Origin of the sequence: Paraburkholderia flagellata (genome assembly GCF_021390645.1) — a bacterium.
Taxonomy (GTDB): domain Bacteria; phylum Pseudomonadota; class Gammaproteobacteria; order Burkholderiales; family Burkholderiaceae; genus Paraburkholderia; species Paraburkholderia flagellata.
On record NZ_JAJEJT010000004.1, the window covers coordinates 273,742 to 296,743 of the forward strand.

Annotated in this window: 22 protein-coding genes; 12 read left to right on the top strand and 10 right to left on the bottom strand. The window is 65.0% G+C overall.

Features of this window, described 5'->3' with window-relative positions; all coding sequences use genetic code 11:
• Positions 1–54: 54 nt before the first annotated feature.
• Positions 55–1,164, top strand: a complete 1,110-nt coding sequence (locus L0U83_RS31860) for an NAD(P)/FAD-dependent oxidoreductase (RefSeq protein WP_233888166.1) — start codon at positions 55–57, stop codon at positions 1,162–1,164.
• Positions 1,165–1,203: 39 nt separating this feature from the next.
• Positions 1,204–1,497 (top strand): antibiotic biosynthesis monooxygenase family protein, encoded by a 294-nt coding sequence (locus L0U83_RS31865; protein WP_158763071.1) that lies wholly within the window; start codon positions 1,204–1,206, stop codon positions 1,495–1,497.
• 78 nt (positions 1,498–1,575) lie between these two features.
• On the opposite strand, the gene L0U83_RS31870 is transcribed toward L0U83_RS31865, so the two are convergent.
• Complete coding sequence (locus L0U83_RS31870; protein WP_233888167.1) at positions 1,576–2,697, bottom strand: CmpA/NrtA family ABC transporter substrate-binding protein; 1,122 nt, start codon at positions 2,695–2,697, stop codon at positions 1,576–1,578.
• Entirely contained in the window at positions 2,694–3,275 is a 582-nt protein-coding gene (locus L0U83_RS31875; protein ID WP_201700576.1) for an ANTAR domain-containing response regulator, read from the bottom strand. Before L0U83_RS31875 ends, L0U83_RS31870 begins: the two co-directional genes overlap by 4 nt.
• A 357-nt stretch (positions 3,276–3,632) precedes the next feature.
• Between L0U83_RS31875 and L0U83_RS31880 the strand changes: the two genes are divergently transcribed.
• From L0U83_RS31880 to L0U83_RS31890, 3 genes are all read left to right on the top strand, one after another.
• Positions 3,633–3,926 (top strand): transposase, encoded by a 294-nt coding sequence (locus L0U83_RS31880; RefSeq protein ID WP_233888168.1) that lies wholly within the window; start codon positions 3,633–3,635, stop codon positions 3,924–3,926.
• The gene (locus L0U83_RS31885) at positions 3,923–4,807 is read left to right on the top strand and encodes an IS3 family transposase (RefSeq protein ID WP_233887093.1); all 885 of its coding nucleotides are present in this window, start codon (positions 3,923–3,925) and stop codon (positions 4,805–4,807) included. The genes L0U83_RS31880 and L0U83_RS31885 overlap by 4 nt, the downstream gene beginning before the upstream one ends.
• Before the next feature lie 119 nt (positions 4,808–4,926).
• Entirely contained in the window at positions 4,927–6,693 is a 1,767-nt protein-coding gene (locus tag L0U83_RS31890; protein WP_233888169.1) for a SulP family inorganic anion transporter, read from the top strand.
• Positions 6,694–6,743: 50 nt separating this feature from the next.
• Here the strand turns inward: L0U83_RS31890 and L0U83_RS31895 are convergent, their stop codons facing one another.
• On the bottom strand, positions 6,744–7,763 hold the full coding sequence (locus L0U83_RS31895; protein WP_233888170.1) for an alcohol dehydrogenase: 1,020 nt from the start codon (positions 7,761–7,763) through the stop codon (positions 6,744–6,746).
• Between the two features lie 276 nt (positions 7,764–8,039).
• On the bottom strand, positions 8,040–8,645 hold the full coding sequence (locus tag L0U83_RS31900) for a TetR/AcrR family transcriptional regulator (RefSeq protein ID WP_233888171.1): 606 nt from the start codon (positions 8,643–8,645) through the stop codon (positions 8,040–8,042).
• 176 nt (positions 8,646–8,821) lie between these two features.
• Here L0U83_RS31900 and L0U83_RS31905 point away from each other — a divergent pair, with 176 nt between their 5' ends.
• The 3 genes from L0U83_RS31905 (at position 8,822) to L0U83_RS31915 (ending at position 11,087) form a co-directional block, all read left to right on the top strand.
• On the top strand, positions 8,822–9,592 hold the full coding sequence (locus L0U83_RS31905; RefSeq protein ID WP_233888172.1) for an alpha/beta hydrolase: 771 nt from the start codon (positions 8,822–8,824) through the stop codon (positions 9,590–9,592).
• Between the two features lie 128 nt (positions 9,593–9,720).
• The gene (locus L0U83_RS31910) at positions 9,721–10,197 is read left to right on the top strand and encodes a carboxymuconolactone decarboxylase family protein (protein ID WP_233888173.1); all 477 of its coding nucleotides are present in this window, start codon (positions 9,721–9,723) and stop codon (positions 10,195–10,197) included.
• Complete coding sequence (locus L0U83_RS31915; RefSeq protein ID WP_233888174.1) at positions 10,194–11,087, top strand: sigma-70 family RNA polymerase sigma factor; 894 nt, start codon at positions 10,194–10,196, stop codon at positions 11,085–11,087. The genes L0U83_RS31910 and L0U83_RS31915 overlap by 4 nt, the downstream gene beginning before the upstream one ends.
• A 203-nt stretch (positions 11,088–11,290) precedes the next feature.
• Here the strand turns inward: L0U83_RS31915 and L0U83_RS31920 are convergent, their stop codons facing one another.
• Positions 11,291–11,560 carry a hypothetical protein gene (locus tag L0U83_RS31920; RefSeq protein ID WP_233888175.1) on the bottom strand — a complete coding sequence of 90 codons (270 nt, stop codon included), beginning with the start codon at positions 11,558–11,560 and terminating at the stop codon, positions 11,291–11,293.
• A 249-nt stretch (positions 11,561–11,809) separates the two neighbouring features.
• Between L0U83_RS31920 and L0U83_RS31925 the strand changes: the two genes are divergently transcribed.
• The 3 genes from L0U83_RS31925 (at position 11,810) to L0U83_RS31935 (ending at position 13,918) form a co-directional block, all read left to right on the top strand.
• Complete coding sequence (locus tag L0U83_RS31925) at positions 11,810–12,034, top strand: hypothetical protein (protein WP_233888176.1); 225 nt, start codon at positions 11,810–11,812, stop codon at positions 12,032–12,034.
• 76 nt (positions 12,035–12,110) lie between these two features.
• Positions 12,111–12,767 (top strand): hypothetical protein, encoded by a 657-nt coding sequence (locus tag L0U83_RS31930; protein WP_233888177.1) that lies wholly within the window; start codon positions 12,111–12,113, stop codon positions 12,765–12,767.
• Positions 12,768–13,510: 743 nt separating this feature from the next.
• Complete coding sequence (locus L0U83_RS31935) at positions 13,511–13,918, top strand: DUF2000 domain-containing protein (protein ID WP_069265792.1); 408 nt, start codon at positions 13,511–13,513, stop codon at positions 13,916–13,918.
• 52 nt (positions 13,919–13,970) lie between these two features.
• Here L0U83_RS31935 and L0U83_RS31940 read toward each other — a convergent pair whose 3' ends face one another.
• The 4 genes from L0U83_RS31940 to L0U83_RS31955 all read right to left on the bottom strand — a co-directional run bounded on the left by L0U83_RS31940 (position 13,971) and on the right by L0U83_RS31955 (position 18,398).
• Positions 13,971–15,773, bottom strand: coding sequence for a chloride channel protein (locus tag L0U83_RS31940; protein WP_233888178.1), 1,803 nt, complete (start codon positions 15,771–15,773; stop codon positions 13,971–13,973).
• A gap of 5 nt (positions 15,774–15,778) precedes the next feature.
• On the bottom strand, positions 15,779–16,192 hold the full coding sequence (locus L0U83_RS31945; RefSeq protein ID WP_201700567.1) for a MarR family winged helix-turn-helix transcriptional regulator: 414 nt from the start codon (positions 16,190–16,192) through the stop codon (positions 15,779–15,781).
• A 121-nt stretch (positions 16,193–16,313) separates the two neighbouring features.
• Positions 16,314–17,471, bottom strand: a complete 1,158-nt coding sequence (locus L0U83_RS31950; protein ID WP_233888179.1) for an HPP family protein — start codon at positions 17,469–17,471, stop codon at positions 16,314–16,316.
• 285 nt (positions 17,472–17,756) lie between these two features.
• On the bottom strand, positions 17,757–18,398 hold the full coding sequence (locus L0U83_RS31955) for a hypothetical protein (RefSeq protein WP_233888180.1): 642 nt from the start codon (positions 18,396–18,398) through the stop codon (positions 17,757–17,759).
• A 218-nt stretch (positions 18,399–18,616) separates the two neighbouring features.
• On the opposite strand from L0U83_RS31955, the gene L0U83_RS31960 reads away from it, so the two are divergent.
• Positions 18,617–22,195: an indolepyruvate ferredoxin oxidoreductase family protein gene (locus tag L0U83_RS31960; protein WP_233888181.1), complete on the top strand. Its 3,579-nt coding sequence runs from the start codon at positions 18,617–18,619 to the stop codon at positions 22,193–22,195.
• A gap of 45 nt (positions 22,196–22,240) precedes the next feature.
• Here L0U83_RS31960 and L0U83_RS31965 read toward each other — a convergent pair whose 3' ends face one another.
• Positions 22,241–22,999: a glycosyltransferase family 2 protein gene (locus L0U83_RS31965; RefSeq protein ID WP_233889095.1), complete on the bottom strand. Its 759-nt coding sequence runs from the start codon at positions 22,997–22,999 to the stop codon at positions 22,241–22,243.
• Positions 23,000–23,002 lie beyond the last annotated feature (3 nt).

A 23,002-nucleotide genomic window follows, 5' to 3' on the forward strand; every position in this document is an offset into this window, starting at 1 on the left:
TGGGCAAAATAGCGCCAGTCGAAACAGCACTCGCATGACGAAAAAGGAAGTGTCATGACGGACACGGTGGATTGCGTCGTGATCGGCGCGGGCGTAGTCGGTCTCGCGGTTGCGCGCGCGTGTGCGCAGCAAGGCTGGGAAACCGTCCTCGTCGAGGCGGAAAATGCCGTCGGCACGGGCACCAGTTCGCGCAACAGCGAAGTGATACACGCGGGCATTTACTACCCGCAAGGCTCGCTAAAGGCGCGGCTGTGCGTGCAGGGCAAGCGCAAGCTCTACGCGTATTGCGAAGAGAAGGGCGTCGAGTACAGCCGCTGCGGCAAGTTCATCGTCGCAACGCAAGAAGGGCAACTCGATGCGCTGCGCGCGATACGCGCGGCGGCAGCCGCCAATGGCGTGGACGACCTGCGCTGGCTCGAACGCGACGAGGCGCGCGCAATGGAACCCGCGCTCAATTGCGTGGCGGCGCTCGAATCGCCCTCCACGGGCATCGTCGACAGCCACGGCCTGATGCTCGCGCTGCAGGGCGACTTCGAAGCGGCGGGCGGCATGCTCGCGTTTTGCTCGCCGGTCACGGGCGGCCTCGCGCGGCCGGGCCAGCCGACGCTATTGAAGATAGGCGGCGACGAGCCGATCGAATTGCTCGCCACGCGCGTGGTGAACAGCGCGGGCCTTTACGCGCAGCAGGTGGCGGCTTGCATCGAAGGCGTGCCGGCGCAATCGATCCCGCCGGGGCGCTACGCGAAGGGCAATTACTACTCGCTTACGGGTGCGGCGCCGTTTTCGCGGCTCATCTATCCGGTGCCGGAGGAAGGCGGCCTGGGCGTCCACCTGACGATCGACCTTGGCCGCCAGGCGCGCTTTGGCCCCGACGTGGAGTGGATCGACACGATCGACTACACCGTGGACCCGGGCCGCGCGGAGAAATTCTACGAAGCGATTCGCACATACTGGCCCGCGTTGCCTGACGACGCGCTGCAACCGGGTTATGCTGGCATCCGCCCGAAGCTGGCCGAAGGCAGGCACGGCGGCGACTTCGTGATCCAGGACGCGCGTGATCACGACGTGAGCGGGCTCGTGAACCTCTACGGCATCGAGTCGCCGGGGCTGACGGCTTCGCTTGCGATTGCGGACGAGGTGATCGAACGTCTGAACATGAACTGACTGCAGTAGCAAATCAACGCGAATCACAAGGAGAACAGGATGGTCTACGAGATGGCGCATATCACGGTGAGCGCAGGCAAGAATGCCGAATTCGAGGCGGCGGTGGCGCAAGCGCTGCCGCTCTTTCACCGTGCGCGCGGCTGCCGCGCCGTGGAGCTGCAGCGCGGTGTGGAAGAGCCGAACCAGTATGTGCTCGTCGTGCAGTGGGATACCGTCGAGGATCACATGGTGCACTTTCGCGAGTCGGATGACTTTCAGGAATGGCGGCGCCTCGTCGGCCCGTACTTCGAGAAGCCGCCGGTCGTGGGGCATACGCAGGTGGTGGTGAAGTAAGAGGCTGAGCGCTGCGCCGCAATGCCAAAAGCACAAAGACGATAGCGCTGGCGGCGGCCGTGTTGCCGCCAGCCGCGCTTACGCCTTGATATCGAACCCCTCCACATACCCCACTGCATCGTCCCCGTCCCAAACGCGTCCGTCGACGAACGGCGCGGTCGCCGGGTCGCCCGGCACCGCGATCCCCATCGCCGCCGCCGCTTGCCGATACAGCGCCGTCTGGTTCAAGCCGCGCGCGATCTGGCGATAATCGCTTCGCCGCGCGAGCATGCCCCATCGTTCGAACTGCGTAAGAAACCACACGCCCTCCGATTCGCGCGGATAGTTCACGCGCCCCTCTTCGAAAAACTTCATGCCCGGCGCACGTGATGCCGCTTGCGCTTCGAGCCGCGCCGCGATCAGCGCAGCGTCCACACCCAGCATCTCAGGGCGCGCGAGCCACTGCGCAATCTCGCGCCGATTGCCTTCGCCGTCGAGCCAGCGGCACGCTTCGAGCATCGTCTGCACGAGCGCGCGCGCCGTGTTCGGATGGCGCGCCACGAAATCGCGCCTGCAGGCGAGTACCTTCTCGGGATGATCCGGCCAGATCGCCCCGCTTGTGACGATCGTGCGTCCCACGCCGCGCTCTTCGGCGAGCCCCGGCCACGGCTCGCCCACGCACAGGCCGTCGAGGCGATCTTCCGCTAGCGCGGCCACCATCTGCGGCGGTGGTATCACCACACTCTCGATGTCGCGCAGCGGATGCACACCTTGCGAAGCGAGCCAGTAGTAGAGCCACATCGCGTGCGTGCCCGTGGGAAAGGTCTGCGCGAACACGGGCTTGCGCGCAAGCGTCGCGAGCGCGCGCGGCAGCGAGCCGTGGTCGGCGAGCGCGTCCGCGAGACGGTTCGAAAGCGAGATGGCCTGGCCATTGCGGTTGAGCACCATCAGCACGGCCATGTCGGTTTGCGGGCCGCCAAGGCCGAGCTGCACACCATACACGAGGCCGTAAAGCGAATGCGCGGCGTCGAGTTCGCCGCAAAGCAGCTTGTCGCGCAGCGCGGCCCACGAGGGCTGGCGCGAGAGTTCGAGCGTGAGGCCGTGCGCGTGGCCGAACTCGAGCAGCTTGGCGGCGACGAGCGGCGCGGCGTCGGCGAGCGGCACGAAGCCGATCTTCAGATGGGTTTTCTCGGGCGCGGCGAGCGTGGTGGTGGCGTTCATGGTCGGTCCTGCACTTCGCCCGCTGCGACGATCTGGCGGGCGACCTCGGCGAGCTTCACGCTCTGGTTCATCGCGCGCTTGCGCAACGCCGCGTAGGCGGCGGGCTCGGTCAGCTTTTGTTGCTCCATCAGAATGCGTTTGGCGCGGTCAATCAGCTTGCGTTCGGCCAGTTCGTTCTCCGCCTGCGTGAGACGCTCGCGCAACTGGGCTTCCTGGGCAAAGCGCGCGAGCGCGACTTCGAGGATCGGCGCAAGGCGCTCGCTCGCGAGCCCTTCCACGAGATAGGCGGTCACCCCCGCACTCACGGCCGAGCGGATGAGCTGCTGGTTGGCGTCGTGGCTGAACATCAGCACCGGCCGCGGCGCCGTGGCATTCATCACCGCGAGCTGTTCGAGCGTGTCGCGCGAGGGCGACTCGGTATCGATGATGATGACGTCAGGCCGCTCGCGCTCGACAACGCGATGCAGCGCCTGCGGTGTCGCGGGCTCGGCGAGCATGTCGTAGCCGAGCTTGGCGAGCGCGTCGCGCAGGTCGCCGATAGGCTTGTCGGTGTCGGTTACGAGCAGTACGCGCAGCATGGGGGTTTCGGTGGTCGTCGACACGACGTCTTCGACGGTTAATCGGTGCATGGTGCGCCATCGCTGGGCGCGCATGAGATCTCAGCAAGGTATGTGCCAGTTGATCCACCAGCCGCAGAGCCTTGCCGGACGGGGCTTGGGGTGTGGCGTGGGAAAACGCGGCGCGCAACGCGTTGTGCACCGCAGCAGTGCGGGTGTCGAGGAGGCGCACTTAGTTGGCGCAGCGGTCGCGGGCGATGCACGAAAAAGTGCGGGAAGGGCGGCCGGCATCGGCGCGCAGGATTGCGAAGTCAAAGTGATCTTACCCACGTTCGGTGGACACCTTGAAAAGGGCATACTAGCTCTGCGAGGTGTCTCATGGAACGCAAGGAATACAAGCGGTATAGCCGGGAATTCAAGCTGGAAGCGGTTCGGCTGGCGGCGCTGGGCGAGAAACCAAAGGCGCAGATTGCTCGCGAGCTTGGAATCCGTGTGAACCAGTTGCGCAACTGGCGGCTCGAGTTCGAAGAAGAGGAGCGCGTCGGCGTGCCGAAACGTGCACCAGTTCAGGAAGAAGACGTCGCGAAGCTCAAGCGTGAGAATGCTCGGCTCCGGGAGGAGAATGAGCTTTTAAAAAAAGCGGCCATCTACTTCGCGCGGGGATCGATGTGAAGCATCAGTTCATTGCTTCGCATGCGCATAGCTACCCAGTGAAGACCATGTGTCAGGCACTGAACGTCTCGGCTAGCGGTTACTATGCCGCCCGCACCCGTGTGCCAAGTCGGCGCAGCGAAAGGCAGGCGCTGCTGACCTCGAAGATCCGGTCCATTCATGTCGCAAGCCGCCACACGTACGGTGCCCCGCGCGTGCATGCCGAACTGCTCGTGCAGGGAGTTGCGTGCAGCCTCAATACGGTAGCCAAACTGATGCGACAGGCACAGATCATGCCGAAAGCCATCAGGCGGTATCGCGTGACCACTGACTCGCGCAACACGAGAAAGGCCTCGCCGGATCTGGTCAAGCGCAAATTCCTGGCTGACCGGCCGGACGCCTGCTGGCTGAGCGACATCACCTACATCGCAACGCGCGAGGGTTGGCTCTATCTGGCCGCGATCCTGGACCTGCACTCGCGTGCTGTGGTGGGCTGGGCCATGAGCAGGACACTCGATTGCCGGCTCGCAATGGATGCTCTCCAGATGGCGATAAGCAAACGCGGATCGGCTCCGGGTATCGTGCATTCCGATCAGGGAACAACGTACTCAGCGGTCGAATATCGTGCCTTGCTCGGCCGGCACGCGATCCGTCAGAGCATGAGCCGCAAGGGAAACTGCTGGGACAACGCGCCAATGGAAAGCTTCTTCCACACGTTGAAAACAGAGCTGGTCATGCATTGTGACTTCAAAACCCGCGATCAGGCACGAGCCAGTCTGTTCGAATATATGGAGGTGTTCTACAACCGCCAGCGGCGTCACTCAACGATCGGTTACGAGGCGCCGCTGCCCTTTGAAATGCTGACGAACGCCAAATTCAAGGTGTCCACGGTTCGTGGGTAAGATCAAAGCAGCCAAACCCGGCTTTTGTGACGAAGATATTTCAACTATTCTTAGCCCACGCAGTCGGCTCCACGATTCCCAGCGCCAGCATTCTCACCACAACTAACCGGCCAATGGAAATGGAAGGACCTGCTTCCACCCACGCACAGCGCGCAAGTGCAACCGCAAGCCAGTCATGGCTGCGCTGGCTGCCTGGCGTCATGCTGTTCAAGACCTATCAACGCGCCTGGTTGCTCAATGATTTCGCTGCGGGACTCGTGCTGACCACGATGCTCGTGCCGGTTGGCATTGCGTACGCGACGGCGTCTGGCGTGCCCGGCGTCTACGGGCTCTACGCGACGATCATTCCGCTGCTGGCCTATGCCGTTTTCGGGCCCAGCCGCATTCTCGTGCTCGGCCCCGATTCCGCGCTCGCTGCGCCCATTCTCGCCGTAGTCGTGCAGGTGGCCGGGGGTGACCCCGCGCGCGCGATCGGCGTGGCGAGCATGATGGCGATCGTTTCGGGACTCGTCTGCATCGTCCTGGGGCTCTTGCGCCTGGGCTTCATCACGGAGCTGCTTTCCAAGCCCATTCGGTACGGCTACATGAATGGCATTGCGCTAACCGTGCTCATTAGCCAGTTGCCGAAGCTCTTCGGCATCTCCGTCGACGAGCAGGGCCCGATAAGGGATCTGTTGAGCCTCGTTGAGGCCGTCGCGCGCGGTGGGGCCAACTGGTACAGCTTCGCAGTCGGCGCGGGAAGCCTCGTGCTGATCCTGCTGCTCAAGCGCTTCGACAAAGTGCCCGGCATCCTGATCGCCGTGATCGTGGCCACGCTCGCGGTCAGTCTCCTGCATCTCGACAGCCTCGGCGTAAGAGTGCTGGGCACGATTCCACAAGGGTTGCCTGGGCTCTCGCTGCCATGGGTCGCCAACGCGGACGTCGTCAAGATCGTCCTGGGCGGCGCGGCCGTCGCGTTGATCGCCTTCGCCGATACGAGCGTGCTCTCGCGCACCTATGCCGCGCGCGTTCATACGCGTGTCGATCCCAATCAGGAGATGGTGGGCCTCGGCGTCGCCAACTTCGCAGCCGGCTTGTTCCAGGGCTTTCCGATCAGCAGCAGCGCGTCGCGCACGCCGGTTGCCGAAGCCGCGGGCGCGCGCACGCAGCTAACCGGCGTGGTGGGCGCGCTCGCGGTGGCGGCGCTGCTCATGGTCGCGCCCAATCTGTTGCGCTATTTGCCCAATAGTGCGCTCGCCGCCGTGGTGATCGCCGCCGCACTCGGCCTGTTCGAAATCGCGGATCTCAAACGCATCTATCGCATCCAGCAGTGGGAGTTCTGGCTGTCGATCGGCTGCTTCGTGGCGGTCGCGGTGTTCGGGGCGATTCCCGGTATTGGCCTCGCCGTGTTGATTGCCGTGATCGAGTTCCTCTGGGACGGCTGGCGGCCCCACTTCGCGGTGCTCGGCCGCGTGGAAGGATTGCGCGGCTATCACGATATCGAGCGCTATCCCGAAGCCGTGCGCATGCCGGGACTCCTGCTGTTTCGCTGGGACGCGCCGTTGTTCTTCGCGAATGCCGAGCTGTTTCAGCAACGCCTGATGGAGGCGGTGGAAGCGTCGCCCACGCCGGTACGCCGGGTGGTGGTGGCGGCCGAGCCCGTGACGAGCGTAGACGTCACGTCTGCCGACATGCTGCGCGAGCTGACCCAGGCGTTGCGCGAGCGCGGCATCGCGTTGCATTTCGCGGAAATGAAGGACCCGGTGCGCGACAAGCTCAAGCGCTTCGATTTGCTCGAAGACATCGGCCCGGAGCGTTTCGATCCGACCGTAAGCAGTGCTGTCGATCGCTATGTCGACGAGACCGGCCTCGCGAAGGACGAGGCCGGGCCGCAAGAGGGGCGGTAGCGCGAGGGAAGCTTCGCCGGTCTTCGCGGGACTTCGCCACTCCCGCTGACTCAGGCGCCGGGCTTGAGCACCACGCGAAAGCGCGCTTTCCCACTCATCATCCGCTCATAGGCTTCCGCCGCGCGCGACAGCGGATATTCCTCGATCATCGGCTTCACGCCCGAGAGCGCGCTGAATGCCAGGGTCTCCTGAGAATCGGCGGCGGTGCCCGAGGGCCAGCCCTGCACCGAGTGGCGGCCCATGATGAACTGCGTGATCGGCACTTCCACGGGCTCCTGCGAGACGCCGACCATGATCATCTTGCCGTTCAGGCCAAGGCCACCCAGCGCGGCGCTCATGGCCTTGCCGCTCGTAGCAGTGGCGAGGATTACGCGCGCGCCGCCGAGCGCGAGCAAGGCCTGCGCGACGTCCTGTGAGGCGCTGTCGATGTAGTGATGCGCGCCGAGCTGCTTCGCGAGCGGCGCCTTGTCCTGCCCGCGCGCGATGGCCACGGTGACGAAGCCCATTTTGCGCGCGTACTGCACGCCGAGATGGCCGAGGCCGCCAATGCCGAGGATCGCCACGACCTCGCCCGCGTGCGCGCCGCTGTGGCGCAGCGCGTTGAAGGTGGTGATGCCGGCGCACAGAAGCGGCGCGGCGTCGACGTCGGAGAGATCGTCGGGCATGCGCGCGAGCGCTTCCTGCGGCGCCACCATGTAGTCGGCATAGCCGCCGTCGTAGCTGATGCCGGGAATCTGCCCGTTCTTGCAGAGCACGAAGTCGCCGTGGCGGCAGTGTTCGCAATGGCCGCAGTGGCCGCCGTGCCAGCCCACGCCGATGCGCTGCCCGACCTTCCAGTCCTCGACGCGCGCGCCGAGCTTTTCGATCACGCCCGCGATCTCATGGCCGGGCACGCGCGGAAACTGGAGGCCTGGCCAATGGCCTTCTTTCGTGAGCGAATCGCTATGGCAGATCCCGCAGGCCTGCACCTTGACGAGGACGTGTCCTTCGGGCGGCTCCGGAATATCGCGCTCGACCAGTTCGAGCGGGGCGCCCGGTTCTGCTACCTGTACTGCGTGCATCTTTGCCATCGTCTGCTCCTGGGAAAGTGGGATTTCCGCCGGTGATGTCGTGGCGACGTGCGATTACCGCGACATTGTAGGACGATGGTGTGAGCGCTTCGCGTTGCGCGGCGCGGGGCTGGCGAGGAGATGTTTGTTAGCGTTGTGGTTATGCGGAGGAGATTTTTCCACGACTCGTACTGCGTTTCGGATCGTGCTCTGGTCGCTGGCGGCGGCTACGCGATCGCATGAGGAGTGCGCATGGGCATCCGGCAGTATTCCGCGTTCGCCGATGCGCTCCGTCCGTCAGCTGGATCGCGTGCGTTTGCGCGGCTTCACCAGCCTTTCCACCGCGCCTTCCGTAACCTGCTTGAACAACTCGACGTTCGCGTAAGCGCGCGCAGCGAGCATGGCACCGTAGACCAGCGATACGAGTGTTGCCGCCTCGGCGTGAACCGACGTATCCAGCTTGATGAGGTCGCCCTTCACACCGGACTCGAGCACCTGCTCGAGCCACGAAGTCAGGTCGTTGAAGAACGTCTTCACCCCCTGCGCCACTTCTTCTGGCAGCGAAGGAAGTTCGGCGCCCAGCATGCCCGCGACACAGAACGGAGCCGTGTCGTCAGCGATGCAGCGCTCCCAATGGCCGATGTAGGCGCGCAACTGTGCGATGGCGTCAGCGCCGCTCGCCTCTAGCGATGCCACATCGGCCGCGAACGCTTCCCGCCACGCGTCCAGCACGGCGATAACGAGATCTGTCTTGGCGGGGAAATGGTGGTGAATACTCGCCTTGCGAATGTCGATCGCATCCGCGATGTCGGCATAGCTAAACCCGTTGTAGCCGCGCCGCATGATGAGTTGCCGTCCCGCGGCAATGATCCTGTCGGCCGTCAGTTCTCCACTTGCCGTCATGTTGCCTACCATCTAGTCGGTTGAATGCTCGATAGTTTATGCGGAATAGGGCGCAATTGCCAGATTGCCAGTCACGACGTTTTTCTTGCATCTCAGTCATCCTACTAGTAGGATGGCTTCATCGAGCAGGTCGCAGCCTGTCGAGTCTTCGGTAACCCCACACCTGGAGCATGAAAATGAAGCTTTCCTCATACGTAACTCGCATCGCCGCCGCCGTCGCCCTGTCCGCCGCCGCTCTCGGTTCGCAGGCCGCCACGGCCGCGCCGGTCAAGAACATCGTGCTCGTGCACGGTTACTTCGCCGATGGATCGGGCTGGCAGGCCGTGTCGAAAATCCTCGCGCGCGACGGCTACAAGGTCTCCGTAGTGCAAGAGCCGGAAACCTCGTTTGACGATGACGTGAAGGCGACGACCCGCGTTATCGATGCTCAGGACGGCCCGAGCATCCTCGTCGGCCACAGCTATGGCGGCGCGGTAGTGACCCAGGCCGGCAATGACGACAAGGTCGCGGGTCTCGTCTACGTGGCCGCGTTCCAGCCGGACACGGGAGAATCGCCGCTCGAACTGACCAAAAAGACGCCGCCGGCGACCACGGCGATCAAGGCCACCGCCGACGGCCACCTGTACATCGATCCGGCTAATTTCCACGAGGATTTCGCCGCAGACTTGCCCGCCTCGGAGGCCCGTTTCATGGCCATCTCACAGGTGACGCCTGCCGCACAATCGTTCGGCGTTCCGATCACGCACGCCGCCTGGAGAACGAAGCCGAGCTGGGCTGTCGTGGCGACTGCGGACCGCGCGATCAATCCCGATCTGGAACGCTTCATGACCCAGCGTGCGGGCAGCAAAACGGTCGAGATCAATTCGAGCCACGTGGTCTACATGTCGCATCCGGCCGAAGTCGCAAAGCTCATCGAACAAGCCGCCGCGCAGTCCAGCAAAGAATGACGCAGCGTGTCTCGCCGCCTGCGGCCGCGATACCGGCCGAGGCGGCTCAAATTTTTCCGCCCCGATGTCACACGCGGCCGAGGCTATCTCGTCATGTCATGGCAACCCAACCGCAAGGAGATGAAACCATGACCGCCAAGATCGACCTGTTCGCCGCTGCCCCGACCCTGATGAAGTCCTGGATGGGCACCTCGCTCGCCGTGTCCGGAAGCCTCGAACCGAGCCTCATTGCGCTGGTGGAGGTGCGCGCGTCGCAAATCAACGGCTGCGCGAATTGTCTTAACATGCATACCGCCCATGCACGCGAGGAAGGGGAGACCGAGCAGCGCCTCTACCTGCTTTCCGCCTGGAAAGAAGCGCCGTGCTACACGGACCGCGAACGCGCGGCGCTCGGCTGGACCGACGCCCTCACGCGCCTTTCCGAAGGCCACGTGCTGGAGCAGGCGCGCGCGGCGCTCACCGACCACTTTACCGAGGAGGAGCAGGTGAAGCTCACGCTGATGATCAACGTGATCAACGGCTGGAACCGCCTGGCTGTCGGCTTTGGCCTGTGGGTGGATCCTGCGGCGGCCAAGGCCATGGCCAGCAAGATGGTCGCCGCATGACAGCCCCTGGCCTGAAGGATGCCGCAGCGAGTTTCGACCCGCTGCGGCGCAAGCTGGTCCGCGTGGCGTACCGCATGCTCGGCTCGGTCGCCGACGCCGAAGACATCGTGCAGGACGCGTTCATCCGCTGGGCGGACGTCGATCGCGATGAGGTGCGCGTGCCCGAGGCCTTCCTGCGCCGCATGGTGATGCGCATGTGCCTCGACCAGCTCAAGTCGGCGCGGCATCAGCGCGAAACGTATGTCGGCCCGTGGCTGCCGGACCCGGTCGTCGAAGAAGACGAGCAGGAGGACGTCACGCTGCCGCTCATGCTCGCGCTCGAACGCCTGTCGCCGTTGGAGCGCGCGGCGTTCCTGCTGCACGACGTATTCGGGCTGGAGTTCGACGAAGTCGCGGCCACGATCGGGCGTGAGAGCGCCGCATGCCGCCAGCTCGCGGCGCGCGCCCGGTCTCACGTGAGGGAGGCGCGCCCGCGTTTTCATGTCGAAAAGGCGCGCGGCATCGAACTGGCGCAGGCGTTCTTCGCGGCGTCGCGCAGCGGTGACATGAGCGCGCTCGGCGCCATGCTTGCCGACGACGTGAGCCTGCATGCGGACGGCGGCGGCAAGCGCCCGGCGATCGGCCACCCGGTGTTCGGCTTCGAGAGTGTGATGACGTTGCACGCCCAACTGGCCGATCTGTTTCGCAAGAACGGCTCGACGCTCGTGCGCGCGGGCTTCATCAACGGACTGCCCGGCTTCGTCACGCGCGAGGCCGACGGCGAGTTGCAAACCACCGCGCTCGAGATCGAAGGCGGCAAGGTCACGGCCATTTACGTCATGCGCAATCCGGACAAGCTGCGGCACCTGCACTTTAGTCCGTTAGACGGCCAGTGCGGCGTCATCTTCTGAGGTGCAGGCCGCCAGGACCGTTGTCCAGTCGTGCGGCTCCCGTTAAATTGAATGCCGAAGCCCATCACGAAGATCGTGGCAGGACTGTTGCTGGAAAAACTACTCATGGTGTGCACCCGCACGGCGTTCGGAAACCCGGTGGCGTGCTCGCCGGGTTATCAGGACTCGATCTGCGGGACGCCGTTACGCGGGAGCGGCCCATCTCAACCCCACTGTTCGACGGGGCCGGCTGGACGATCCGCGCCGCTGCCGTCCGGCAGGGATCGCACTGGAGCCGCTCGCCACCAGCGCCTCCGACCTGTCCGGCAGGCGATGTCTTCCTTTCTCCTGCGTTGTGGAATGGTGTGAGTTGGACGCAGCCGCAATGCCACCCAGCACATCCTCATCGTCATCGCCTTGATGAAGATGAGAAACAAGAACGGCACGAAAAAGAGGTTCTCACCGACGATGTAGTTGGCAATGCCCTCGTACACGAACCGCGAGTGCGGATACAGAAGCGTATTTACGACAGCAGCACGACACTCGCATCCCTGACGATCGCGAATCTCCGAGGCTTCGTCGCCAGTAGTCCCCTCACGTTCCCGTGCCAGGGAGCCAGCGGTGTCGCCTAACAAGGCGGTCGGTGAAACCCCCGCGCCGCGAACACCAGTAGTTGCCCGTGGGGAACGCCTGTCGCCGTGGCGGGAAATCGCAGCGATACGATCGTCCTGACGGGTGCGACGATGACCGACTCCGCTGGGCATGTGATCGATCTGCAAATGCTGGACTCGGCGAACGATCCGAACAAGTTGTTGCCCACCTTCGAAACCATGGCCTATCCCACTTCGGCGCTGGCTGCGAATTCGCACGACTCGGTGCCCATCACTGGCACGCGCAACGGTACGCCGTTCGCCCGAGCGTTCACGTTTTCGACCGACAACGTGATGGCTAAATGTAAATATTTCTAAAATTACGAATCTAACATGGTGTAATATTTCAGGCTAGACTCAGAGACCGGAACCATATAAAGGCGTTTTGCCATCAATGCGAGACATCCGAGACGTATCTCAGCCAAGCCAGCCCCCAATCCTGACCGCTCCGATCGATACGGTGCTACGTCCGGTGATCGACGAAGTGGTTCATCAAAGTGTGTCTCAGGCCACGACCAGGCAAGGTTTCATGCGCTGCGCCGACTACGCGATCGTCGGCGCACAATTCCTGACGCTACTGACCGGCGTGCGCTATCGGCCTGTTGCCGGCGGCGAGGTGATGGATTTCGGCGACGGCAACCTGTACGTACTCTGCTCGACGCGCGAGCGGCGCCGCACCGCGAAGCATCTCTCGCAGCTCGCGCGCTATCATTGCTGGATCGAGGCGCGTCACACCGATGCCGATGGCCGCCACCGAACGGAAATCGTCGACTTCACGATGCGCCACGACGCGAAGGTGGCGGCCATGCTCGGTATGGCGTTTTCCGGTTCGGACCAACCGTATCTATGGGGCTGGGAGGACGAGCACCCGGTGCCAGCTGAACTGCGCGATCATCCCGCATTCGCGAAACAAGGGCTGCACTGGCGCTGGGTGGAGCGCGACTGCACTGAGCTGTTGCGCGCTTACGAGCGCGAGCGGCCGAGCTACTTCAGCCGTCAGATTTCGCACGCGCTGAATCTGCTGGCCGATCAGGTCGAAATCAACGCTTGAGCAGTCCGCAGAGTCGTCACGCATTGCGCCGCCGCGCCATCCCACCTGATCGGCCGCGTCGAGTCCGATTCAGGCCCGCTAGCCGAAGAGCTGGAAATTGACCGGCGCACCCACTTGCATTGCGCGCGTGGGGTTTTCTTTGTGCCGCCTGCGGTTATCAGCCTCCGTGACCACAGTTCGGATTGCTGTTCATTGGCACCGGACTGTAATTCGGCGCGAGGGGCCAGCCGCCGGACCTGCCGGTATCCGGATCCACCTGGCAAACGGCGTTGTAGCCTGTCGCCATGTGTGGATTCCCTTGCTGGCGACGTACTTTAGCCAAAACGACGTATCGGTCGATACGATGTTGCTGCCTGTCGGCGTCACCAGAAAGTGCGGAAAGCCCCGGAGTTCAGTCCGGGCTCGAGAGGACGGACGTCGCAGGCGTTCTAACGGGGCGCTTGCTGATCCTCAACGTATTGCGGAAGGAGATCGATCGGCGCACCGCCCACGATGATGCGAAACAGGATGGGGACGGCCGCACGCCTGTGCGCTTCAGCCACGGCTGGAACTCCCCAGACTGCTGCCGGAGCGGACGCGATGACACGCCCTTCCATGACGCGACGTGCCCGTGCCGTAAATCGCTGCCTGTTTTTTGCGGCCGCCCCACCTTTCCCTCTTGCACTCGCGGTCGTGCACAAACGTTCCAGACATGCCGCTGCGTCTCACGGATCATGAGTGCCTCGATAAAGGAGGCAGCAAGCATGTTCGATACGAAAGTGGCGCTCGTCGTGCGGGAAAACCTCGCGGTCTGGCAGAAGCTCAATGTGACCGCATTTCTCGCAACGGGCATTGCGGCGGCGGTGCCTGAAGCGCTCGGCGAGCCCTACGAGGACGCGCGCGGGCAGCGCTACGGCAGGATGCTGGGCCAGCCGATGATGATCTATGGCGCGGACGTTGGCGGTTTGCAGGCGGCGCTGCGGCGCGGCGTGTCGCGCGAACTTACGATTGTGCCGTATGTGCACGCCATGTTTTCGACGGGCCACGACGCGGCGAACCGCGAGGTATTTCGCGCCGAGGACCCAGAGAATCCCGATCTGGTGGGAATCGCGCTATACGGTCCGAAAAACGCCGTGGACAAAGCCGTAAAGGGGCTGGCGCTGCATCAGTAAGCGTCCGGCGGCGTATCGCAACTCAATGCCGGGTTCGTCTGCACGGCTTTCTTTACCCCGCCTTGCGCACTGGCGGAAAGCGCCGCTTGCTGCTTCCCATGGGAATACGGCGGAAGCGCTCCTTCTTGTGCTCTTCCTCGAAGTGCGAGAGCGAGAGCTTGACGAGGTCACTGCGCGAGACGATGCCCATGAGCTGCCGCGATTCGCGGTCGGTCACCACGGGCAGGCGTTCGAGCCCATGAATCGCGAGACGCGTGGCGATCTGGCGGCAGGTCTCGGCGGGGAGCGCCAGGTCGGGAGAACGTTGCGCGAGCAACGAGCCGAGCGGCGTGTCGAGTTCTTCGGTTGCTGCGCTCGCGCGCACTGCGTCGAGCATTGCGCGATCCACCACGCCGAGCACTGCGCCGTCGCGCAGCACCGGGAACGCGCGGTGCTGCTGCGTCGGGCCGAAGTAACGGTCGAGGGCGTCGCGCACGGTGACGTTCGCGTCGATCGTATCGACATTGCGCGTCATCACTTCATCGACGTAATGACGCTCGAGCGGATCGACGCCGTACTCGCGATAGATGTGATAGCCGCGGCGCGCGATCTTCTCGGTCATGATCGAGCGCTTCATGACGACGGTTGCGAAGCCGTGCGCGACCAGCGTGGCGGTGAGCAGCGGCAGCAGCGCATTGGTGTCGTGCGTGAGGCCGAATGCGAACACGATGGCCGTGAGCGGCGCGCCGAGTGTGGCGCCGAGCGTCGCCGCCATGCACACGAGCGGCCACAGCGCCGGGTCGCTGCCGGGCAGCACGTGGCTCAGCACCGAGCCAAGCCCCGCGCCAAGCATGAGCAGCGGCGCGAGCACGCCGCCCGAGGTACCGGAGCCTAGCGCCACGACCCAGATCACGGCTTTCACCACCAGAATCGCAATGGCGACCTGAAGCACGATGTGCTGTTGCAGCAGATCGCCGATCACGTCGTAACCCACGCCGAGCGCGCGCGGCTCGATGAAGCCGCCAATGCCCACCACGAGCCCGCCGATAGCCGGCCACCACGACCAGTGCAGCGGCAGATGGCCGAACAGGTCCTCGACCTTGTAGAGCGCTGCCGAAAGCCCCGACGCGAGCGCGCCCGCCATCAACCCGGCAATGAGGCAGGAAAAGAGCGCCACGGCGTGCGGCGGCAGGGTCTGCATCGGAAAGAGGGGCGCCGTGCCGAAGAACACTGAGCGCGCGAAGCCCGCCACCGCGCACGCAAGCGCCACGGGCAGGAAGCTGCGCGGACGCCATTCGAACAGCAGCAATTCCACGGCGAGCAGCACGGCTGCGACCGGCGTGCCGAACACGGCCGTCATGCCCGCGGCGGCGCCCGCCACGAGCAGCGTCTTGCGCTCGGCGGAGGTGACGCGCACGCACTGCGCGAGCAGCGAGCCGAGCGCGCCGCCCGTCATGATGATCGGGCCTTCCGCGCCGAACGGGCCACCGCTGCCGATCACGATGCCCGACGAAAGCGGCTTGAGCACGGCCACCTTCGGCGACATCTTGCTCTTGCCGAACAGAATGGCTTCGATGGCCTCGGGAATGCCGTGCCCGCGAATCTTCTCGGAGCCGAAGCGCGCCATCATCCCGACGATCAGCCCACCCACCACCGGCACGACGATGACCCACGGCCCCAGCGTGTTGAGCGCGGGCGAGCGGTCGGCGAACGAAAACTGGCCGAAGAAGAACAGGTTCGTGAACCAGTGGATCAGGCTCAGCAGAACGAACGCCGCGAGCGTGGCCAGTGCGCCAATCACGGCGGCCAGCACGCTGATGCCAGGCAGGCGAGCGTTGGCCGAAAAGTCGCGCTTGTGGGAATCGTCGGAATGCATGGTCTTTAGAGATCGATACGCGGAATGGTGAATGCGCCGTCTAGCGACTTCAACTCGGCGCGATGCAGTTCTGCCAGGCGCGCGAGCAGCTTTTCGCCGGCGGCGAGCAGGTGCACTTCCACCTGGCGGCGGTCGCGCTCGCTCACGCGGCGCTCGACGAGTTCGATCGCCTCGCAGCGCGAGACCAGCGCAACCACGCCGTGATGCTGCGCCTGCAAACGCTCGGCCAGTTCGCCAATGGTTGCCCACGTGCGGCCGGGGTACCCCTTCACATGCAACAACAGCAGGTATTGCAGCGGCGTAATGCCCTCGGCCTGCGCGGCCTGCTCCGAGAAGCGCTCGAAACGGCGCATCTGGTAGCGAAATTCGGAGAGCTGTTCGAAGTCGACCTTGTCGAGATCGCGCGCGCTTTTTTTCATTGGGAGTCCATGGAACGGTTTACTCTCCAAATATATCATGACATGATGTATTTGCCCGAAAACGCCCGTCGCATTGGCATCGCGGCCAGGTGTATTGGCGCGAACCGGAGCGCAAATGCGCTCAGGCCGGCGCCTGCTGCGGCGTCCTCGCCTGGTGATAGAGCCCCGAGATCAAATCGGCCTGCGTGATGATGCCCGCGAGCCGGTGTTCGTGATCGACCACCGGCACGTGATGGTGCCCGCGGCCCGCGAAAATGCGGACGAGTTCGACGATCGGCGTCGTGCTCGCGACGGTCAGCACGTGCGTGGTCATCAGCGTGCCGACGTTCCGGCCGGACTCCGCGTGCGGCCGGAACAGGCGCGAAATCGCATGAAGCATGAGACGCAGCGGATGCCGCTCGCGAGCGTCGTCGGCGAGGTCGGCGCGCGTGACGATGCCCTTCACCTGGCGATGCGCGTCCACCACCGGCAGCGCCTTCACGTCGTGGCGCTTGAGCAGCGAGCGCGCTTCGCCCACGGTCGTGGCGGGCGTGATGCTCACCACATTGGCCGACATGACGTCCGCGCAGGTCAGTTCGCCGAAGCTGCGAGCGTAGGCGCGGATCTCGGCGTCCTGAAGCAAGGCTTCGAGGTCGTCGGTGTCGATGTCGAGCATTTCGTCGCGATCGCGCAGCACGGCTTCGAGGTCGGCGCGGGTGAAACCGGCTTGCGCGGGCGCGAGTCCGGCCACGCTCGGGCGTCGCGCGGCGTGCGGGTAGCGATGCCCCGTGGCGGCGTGATAGACGAGCGCGCCGCCGAGCAGCAGGAACGACTGCAGCGCGACGGGCATGAACACGAACTCATAGCCGAGCGCATGGACGGCCGGACCGCCCAGCACGGCGGTGAGTGCGACCGCGCCCGAAGGCGGATGCACGCAGCGCAGCGTGAACATCGCGACGATGGCCACGGCGATGGCCACGGCGGCGGCCGGCACGGGGTCGTGGATCCACATCGCCGCGGTTACGCCGACGGTGGCGGAAACCAGATTGCCGCCGATGATCGACCAGGGCTGCGCGAGCGGGCTGGCGGGCACGCCGAAGAGGAGCACGGCGGAGGCGCCCATGGGGGCGATCAGGTACGGGATGCTGGGATCCCCGCCGAGCAGCCGGTGCGCCAACGCGCCGGTGAGGGCGATGCCGACCATCGCGCCGCCGCCCGAGCGCAGGCGCTCGCGCCATGTGATGGTGGCCGTGGAGGGGGCGAAGCGGGTGAGCCAGCGAAGGACCTTGAAGCGTGACACGATCTGGAACGGAGTCGAAACGGGGTTTGAACGGCTAGGGGGCGCAGAGGGCTCGGCGCCGCCCAAAGAAAAGCGATTATATCGTGATGTGATATATATCGCGACACTTCGTCGCGGCGGTGTTGTACCGGGGAGGCGGCGTGGACGGGAAATTTTGGGGACGCAACGACGGCCGCACAGCGCGTGGCGGCAGATGAGGCAGGCGATGGAAGCGCCGCCGCAGGCGCGGCGACGCTTTTTCTCAGGCTGGCCGTCGGCTCGGCTGGAAGGCGAGATTAGCCGGCATTAACCCGCATGCGGCGGCTGACCCGCGAAACGCGGCGCAGGCGCAGCGTTGGGATGCCCGTCGGGTTGCCGGTGATGGCCGGCATTCGCGTTGGCGTTCGCGTTCTGGTTGCGGTTCGGCGCGGGCGTCGGGCGATGTTGAGCGGTGTGCACCGGCGGATGCCCGCCCGGCTGCGGCCGGTAGCCATGTGGCGGCGTGCCGTGCGGCTGCATCGTCACGCGCACGCGCTGGGGTTCGGGCATGCGTGCGTGTTGCATCGGTAGATGGCCTTCGTTGTGTGCCATCACCGTTCGCAATTCCGCGCGCCGGTGCAGGACTTCGCCGCGCAGGTCGCCGTGGCCGTAGTAGCGGCGCTGGCGGTGGCCGTCCGGTCCCACGATCCAGATATACGTGCTGCCGCCGGCGTAGACCACGTCGCGGTCGAGCACGACCGAAACATACGCGTCGTAGGGCTGCGGCACATAAACGGGCTGCGCGACGACGACAGGCGGGGCAGGCGGCGGCGCAGCAACCACGACCGTGGGACGCGCGGGTGCGGTGGCCACGCGTGGGCTGGTGATGCAGCCGCTAATCAGCAGGGTTCCGGTCAGGGTTGCGAACAAGACAAATGCAGATGGCAGCGCGCGTGGTTTCGCGTTCAAGCGGGACTCCGGAATGAGTGGTTGCTGTTCCCGTGTGTTAACGGCAAATGCCCGAGGGGCTTGAGAAAGCGCTCATCTATGAATGGCTTCTTCCGCACCCGGTCATCCGTTTTTCGCATACCAGCGTTGCCAATTTGTGATTTTACGATGGCATTTCGGCTTCCTATACTCGGCCGCGAAACGTCAGATTTCGCACCGATTCCGGAGACAGCCCCGCCATGAACGCCCCAGACCGCGCCGCCGTAGAAGCCGCATCGCTAGCCGCATCCGTGTCGCTCGACGACAAATACACGCTGGAAAAAGGCCGCGTGTACATCAGCGGCACGCAGGCGCTGGTGCGCCTGCCCATGCTGCAACAAGCGCGCGACCGCAAGGCCGGGTTGAATACCGCAGGCTTCATCTCCGGCTATCGCGGCTCGCCGCTGGGCGCGCTCGACCAGTCGCTATGGAAGGCGAAGAAGCACCTCCAGGCGCACGACATCGTGTTCCAGCCCGGCGTGAACGAAGACCTCGCCGCTACCGCCGTGTGGGGCACGCAGCAGATCAATCTCTGGCCCGGCGCGCAGCGCGACGGCGTGTTCGGCATGTGGTACGGCAAGGGCCCGGGCGTCGACCGCACCGGCGATGTGTTCAAACACGCGAACTCGGCGGGCAGCGACGCGCGCGGCGGCGTGCTCGTGCTCGCGGGCGACGACCATGCGGCGAAGTCGTCATCGGTGGCTCACCAGTCGGAGCACGCGCTCATCGCTGCGGGCATTCCCGTGCTGTATCCCGCGAACGTGCAGGAATATCTCGACTACGGTCTGCACGGCTGGGCCATGAGCCGCTACTCCGGCCTGTGGGTCGCCATGAAGTGCGTGACCGACGTGATCGAATCGACCGCATCGATCGATCTCGACCCGGATCGCGTGGAGATCGTCACGCCCGCCGACTACACCATGCCCGAAGGCGGCCTCAATATCCGCTGGCCCGACACGCCGCTTGCTCAAGAAGCGCGCCTGCTCGACGAGAAGTGGTATGCCGCGCTCGCCTACGTGCGCGCGAACCGCCTGAACCGCGTGGTGATCGATTCACCGCGCGCACGCTTTGGCATCATGACCGCGGGCAAGGCGTATCTCGACGTGCGCCAGGCGCTCACCGACCTTGGCCTCGACGATGAAACCTGCGCGCAGATCGGCGTGCGCGTACTCAAGGTAGGCTGCGTGTGGCCACTCGATGCGCAAGACGCACGCGGCTTCGCCACGGGGCTCGAAGAAATTCTCGTGGTGGAGGAAAAGCGCCAGATTCTCGAATATGCGCTCAAGGAAGAGCTATACAACTGGCGCGAAGACGTGCGCCCCAAGATCTACGGCAAGTTCGACGAGCGCGACAACGAAGGCGGCGAATGGTCGGTGCCGCGCGGCAACTGGCTGCTGCCGGCGCACTACGAACTCTCGCCCGCGCTGATCGCCAAGGCCATCGCGCGGCGTCTCGCGCGCGCCGACGTGCCCGAGGAAGTGCGCGCGCGCATGCTCGCGCGTGTGGCGATCATCGAGGCGAAGGAGCGCGAGGCTGCGAAGCCGCGCGTGACGGTGGAGCGCAAGCCGTGGTTTTGCTCGGGTTGTCCGCACAATACGTCCACGAACGTGCCCGAAGGGTCGCGCGCGCTGGCGGGCATTGGCTGCCACTACATGTCGATGTGGATGGACCGCAAGACCGAAACGTTCAGCCAGATGGGCGGCGAAGGCGTGGCGTGGCTCGGCCAGATGCACTTCTCGGGCGACAAGCACGTGTTCGTGAATCTCGGCGACGGCACGTACTTTCACTCAGGACTGCTGGCGATTCGTGCGGCCATCGCATCGAACGCCAACATCACCTACAAGATTCTCTACAACGACGCCGTGGCGATGACGGGCGGCCAGCCGGTGGACGGCGTACTCACCGTGCCGCAGATCGCGCACCAGGTCCACGCTGAAGGCGCGAAGCGCATCGTCATCGTGACGGATGAGCCGCAGAAATACGACTCCAGTATCGTGCTGCCGGCCGGCGTGAACGTCCATCATCGCGACCAGCTCGATAGCGTGCAGCGCACGTTGCGCGATACCGTCGGCACCACCGTGCTGATCTACGATCAGACCTGCGCCACCGAAAAGCGCCGCCGCCGCAAGCGCGGCGCGTATCCGGACCCGGCCCGCCGCGCGTTTATCAACGACGCCGTGTGCGAAGGCTGCGGCGACTGCTCGGTGCAATCGAACTGCCTTTCCGTCGAGCCGCTCGAGACACCGCTTGGCACGAAGCGCAAGATCAACCAGTCGTCGTGCAACAAGGACTTCTCGTGCGTCAAGGGCTTTTGCCCGAGCTTCGTGACGGCCGAGGGCGCGCAGTTGCGCAAGCCGCGCGCGGCGAATGCGTCCAGCGCCGCATCGATCGATTTCGATGCGTTGCCCATGCCTGTGCTCCCGCTACTGGCGAAGCCTTACGGCATTCTCGTGACGGGCGTGGGCGGCACGGGTGTCGTGACCATCGGCGGACTGATTGGCATGGCCGCACATCTCGCGGGCAACGGCGTGACCGTGCTCGACATGGCCGGCCTCGCGCAAAAGGGCGGCGCCGTGCTGAGTCACGTGCAGGTGGCCGCGACGCCCGCAGCCTTGCATGCCACGCGCATCGCCACGGGCGAGGCGCGTCTCGTGATCGGCTGCGACGCGATCGTCTCCGCTTCGGGCGACGTGCTTTCGCGCACCCAGCATGGCGTGACGGTCGCCGCGATCAACAGCGGCGCGACGCCTACTGCGGAATTCGTCAAGAATCCTAAGTGGACGTTCCCGGGCACGCAAACCGAGGCGGAACTGCGCGCGAGCATCGGCGAGGGTTGCGCGTTCGTGGACGCCAATGCGCTCGCGCTGACCTTGCTCGGCGACACGATCTACAGCAATCCGCTGCTGCTCGGCTACGCGTGGCAAAAGGGCTGGCTGCCGCTCGAACTCGCGCATCTGCGGCGCGCGATCGAACTCAACGCCGTGGCCGTGGAAAAGAACCAGCAGGCGTTCAATTGGGGGCGCTACGTCGCGCATCATGGCGAGGCTGCCGTGCGCGCGCTCACGAAAACGCCCGCAGAGCCGCAGGCCATCGTTCTGCGGATGCCCGAATCGCTGGACAAGGTGATCGCCACGCGCGAAGCGTTGCTCACGGCGTATCAGAACACCGCGTATGCGCAGCAATATCGCCGCGTGGTCGAGCGCATTCGCGTGAAGGAGACGGCGCTCGGCGGCGACGCAAAGCTGCCGCTCACGCGCGCCGTCGCCGCGAATCTCGCGAAGCTCATGGCTTACAAGGACGAATACGAAGTCGCGCGTCTATATGCCGATCCTGCGTATCTGCAGAAACTGCGCGAGCAGTTCGAAGGCGAGCCGGGCCGCGACTACAAGCTGAACTTCTGGCTCGCGCCGCCGCTGTTCGCGAAGCACGACGAGCACGGCCATCTCGTGAAGCGCCGTTTCGGTCCGTGGGTGCTGCCGGTGTTGCGCACGCTGGCCCGCATGAAGGGGCTGCGCGGCACGGCGTTCGACGTGTTCGGCAAGACTGAAGAGCGTCGCGACGAACGCCGCTCGATTGCGCAATATGTGGCGCTCGTCGACGAATTCTGCGCGAGCCTCGACGCGCAGCGCCTGCCCGCCGCGCTTCAGCTTGCGGCGCTGCCCGATGAGATTCGTGGCTTCGGCCACGTCAAGGCGCGCAATCTTGCTGCGGCGGAGAAAAAGAAGGAGCGCTTGCTGGCGGACTACCGCACGCCCGCCGCGCAGCGCGCCACGGCGTGACCGGCGGAAAAGCGATCAAGCAGCGATCAAGCAGCGAACAAGGGATCAGGGAAGCAGGCGCCTGCCGATCAAACGCGGCAGGCGCAGCGCGAACCCGCTCACGAGCCGCAGATGCATTCCCGCGAGCAGCAGGTTATCGCGCACGTAGTTGAAATGCGAAACGCCGCCTTCATCGGCGCCGAAATAGCGCACCGGCGCTTCGATCTGGATGGGCCGCACACCGGCCCAGCACAGGCGCACGGCGGCCTCCGGATCGAAGTCGAAGCGGCGCATCCACGTCTGGCGATGCATGATCGCCTTGAGCGGCGCGATCGGGTACACGCGAAAGCCGTAAAGCGAATCGCCGATGCCGGCCCACAACGTTTCGAAGTCGGCGAAGAAGTTCGAGAGGCGCCGTCCATGCACGCGCAGTTGCGGCGCGCTCGCGTCGAACTTCGGCAAACCTAGCACCATGGCTTCGGGCGCGGTCTGTGAGGCGGCCATGAATTCGGGAATCAATGCCGCGGGGTGCTGGCCGTCGGAATCCATCGTCAGCACGTGAGTGAAGCCGCGCGCCGCGGCGGCTTCGAGCCCCGCGAGCACCGCGCCGCCCTTGCCCCGGTTGGCAGGCAGCACGATGACGTGCAGGCCGGGGTCGTCGTTGGCCATGGCCTGCAGGCGTGCGGCGCTGCCGTCGGTGCTGCCGTCCACCACCACCCACACGGGGTTCCATTGCGCGCGTGCGCCGCGCACGGTCTCTTCGAGCTTGGCACCCGGGTTGTAGCTCGGGATCAGGACGAGATGCGTGGACGAAGGCGTGGACATGGC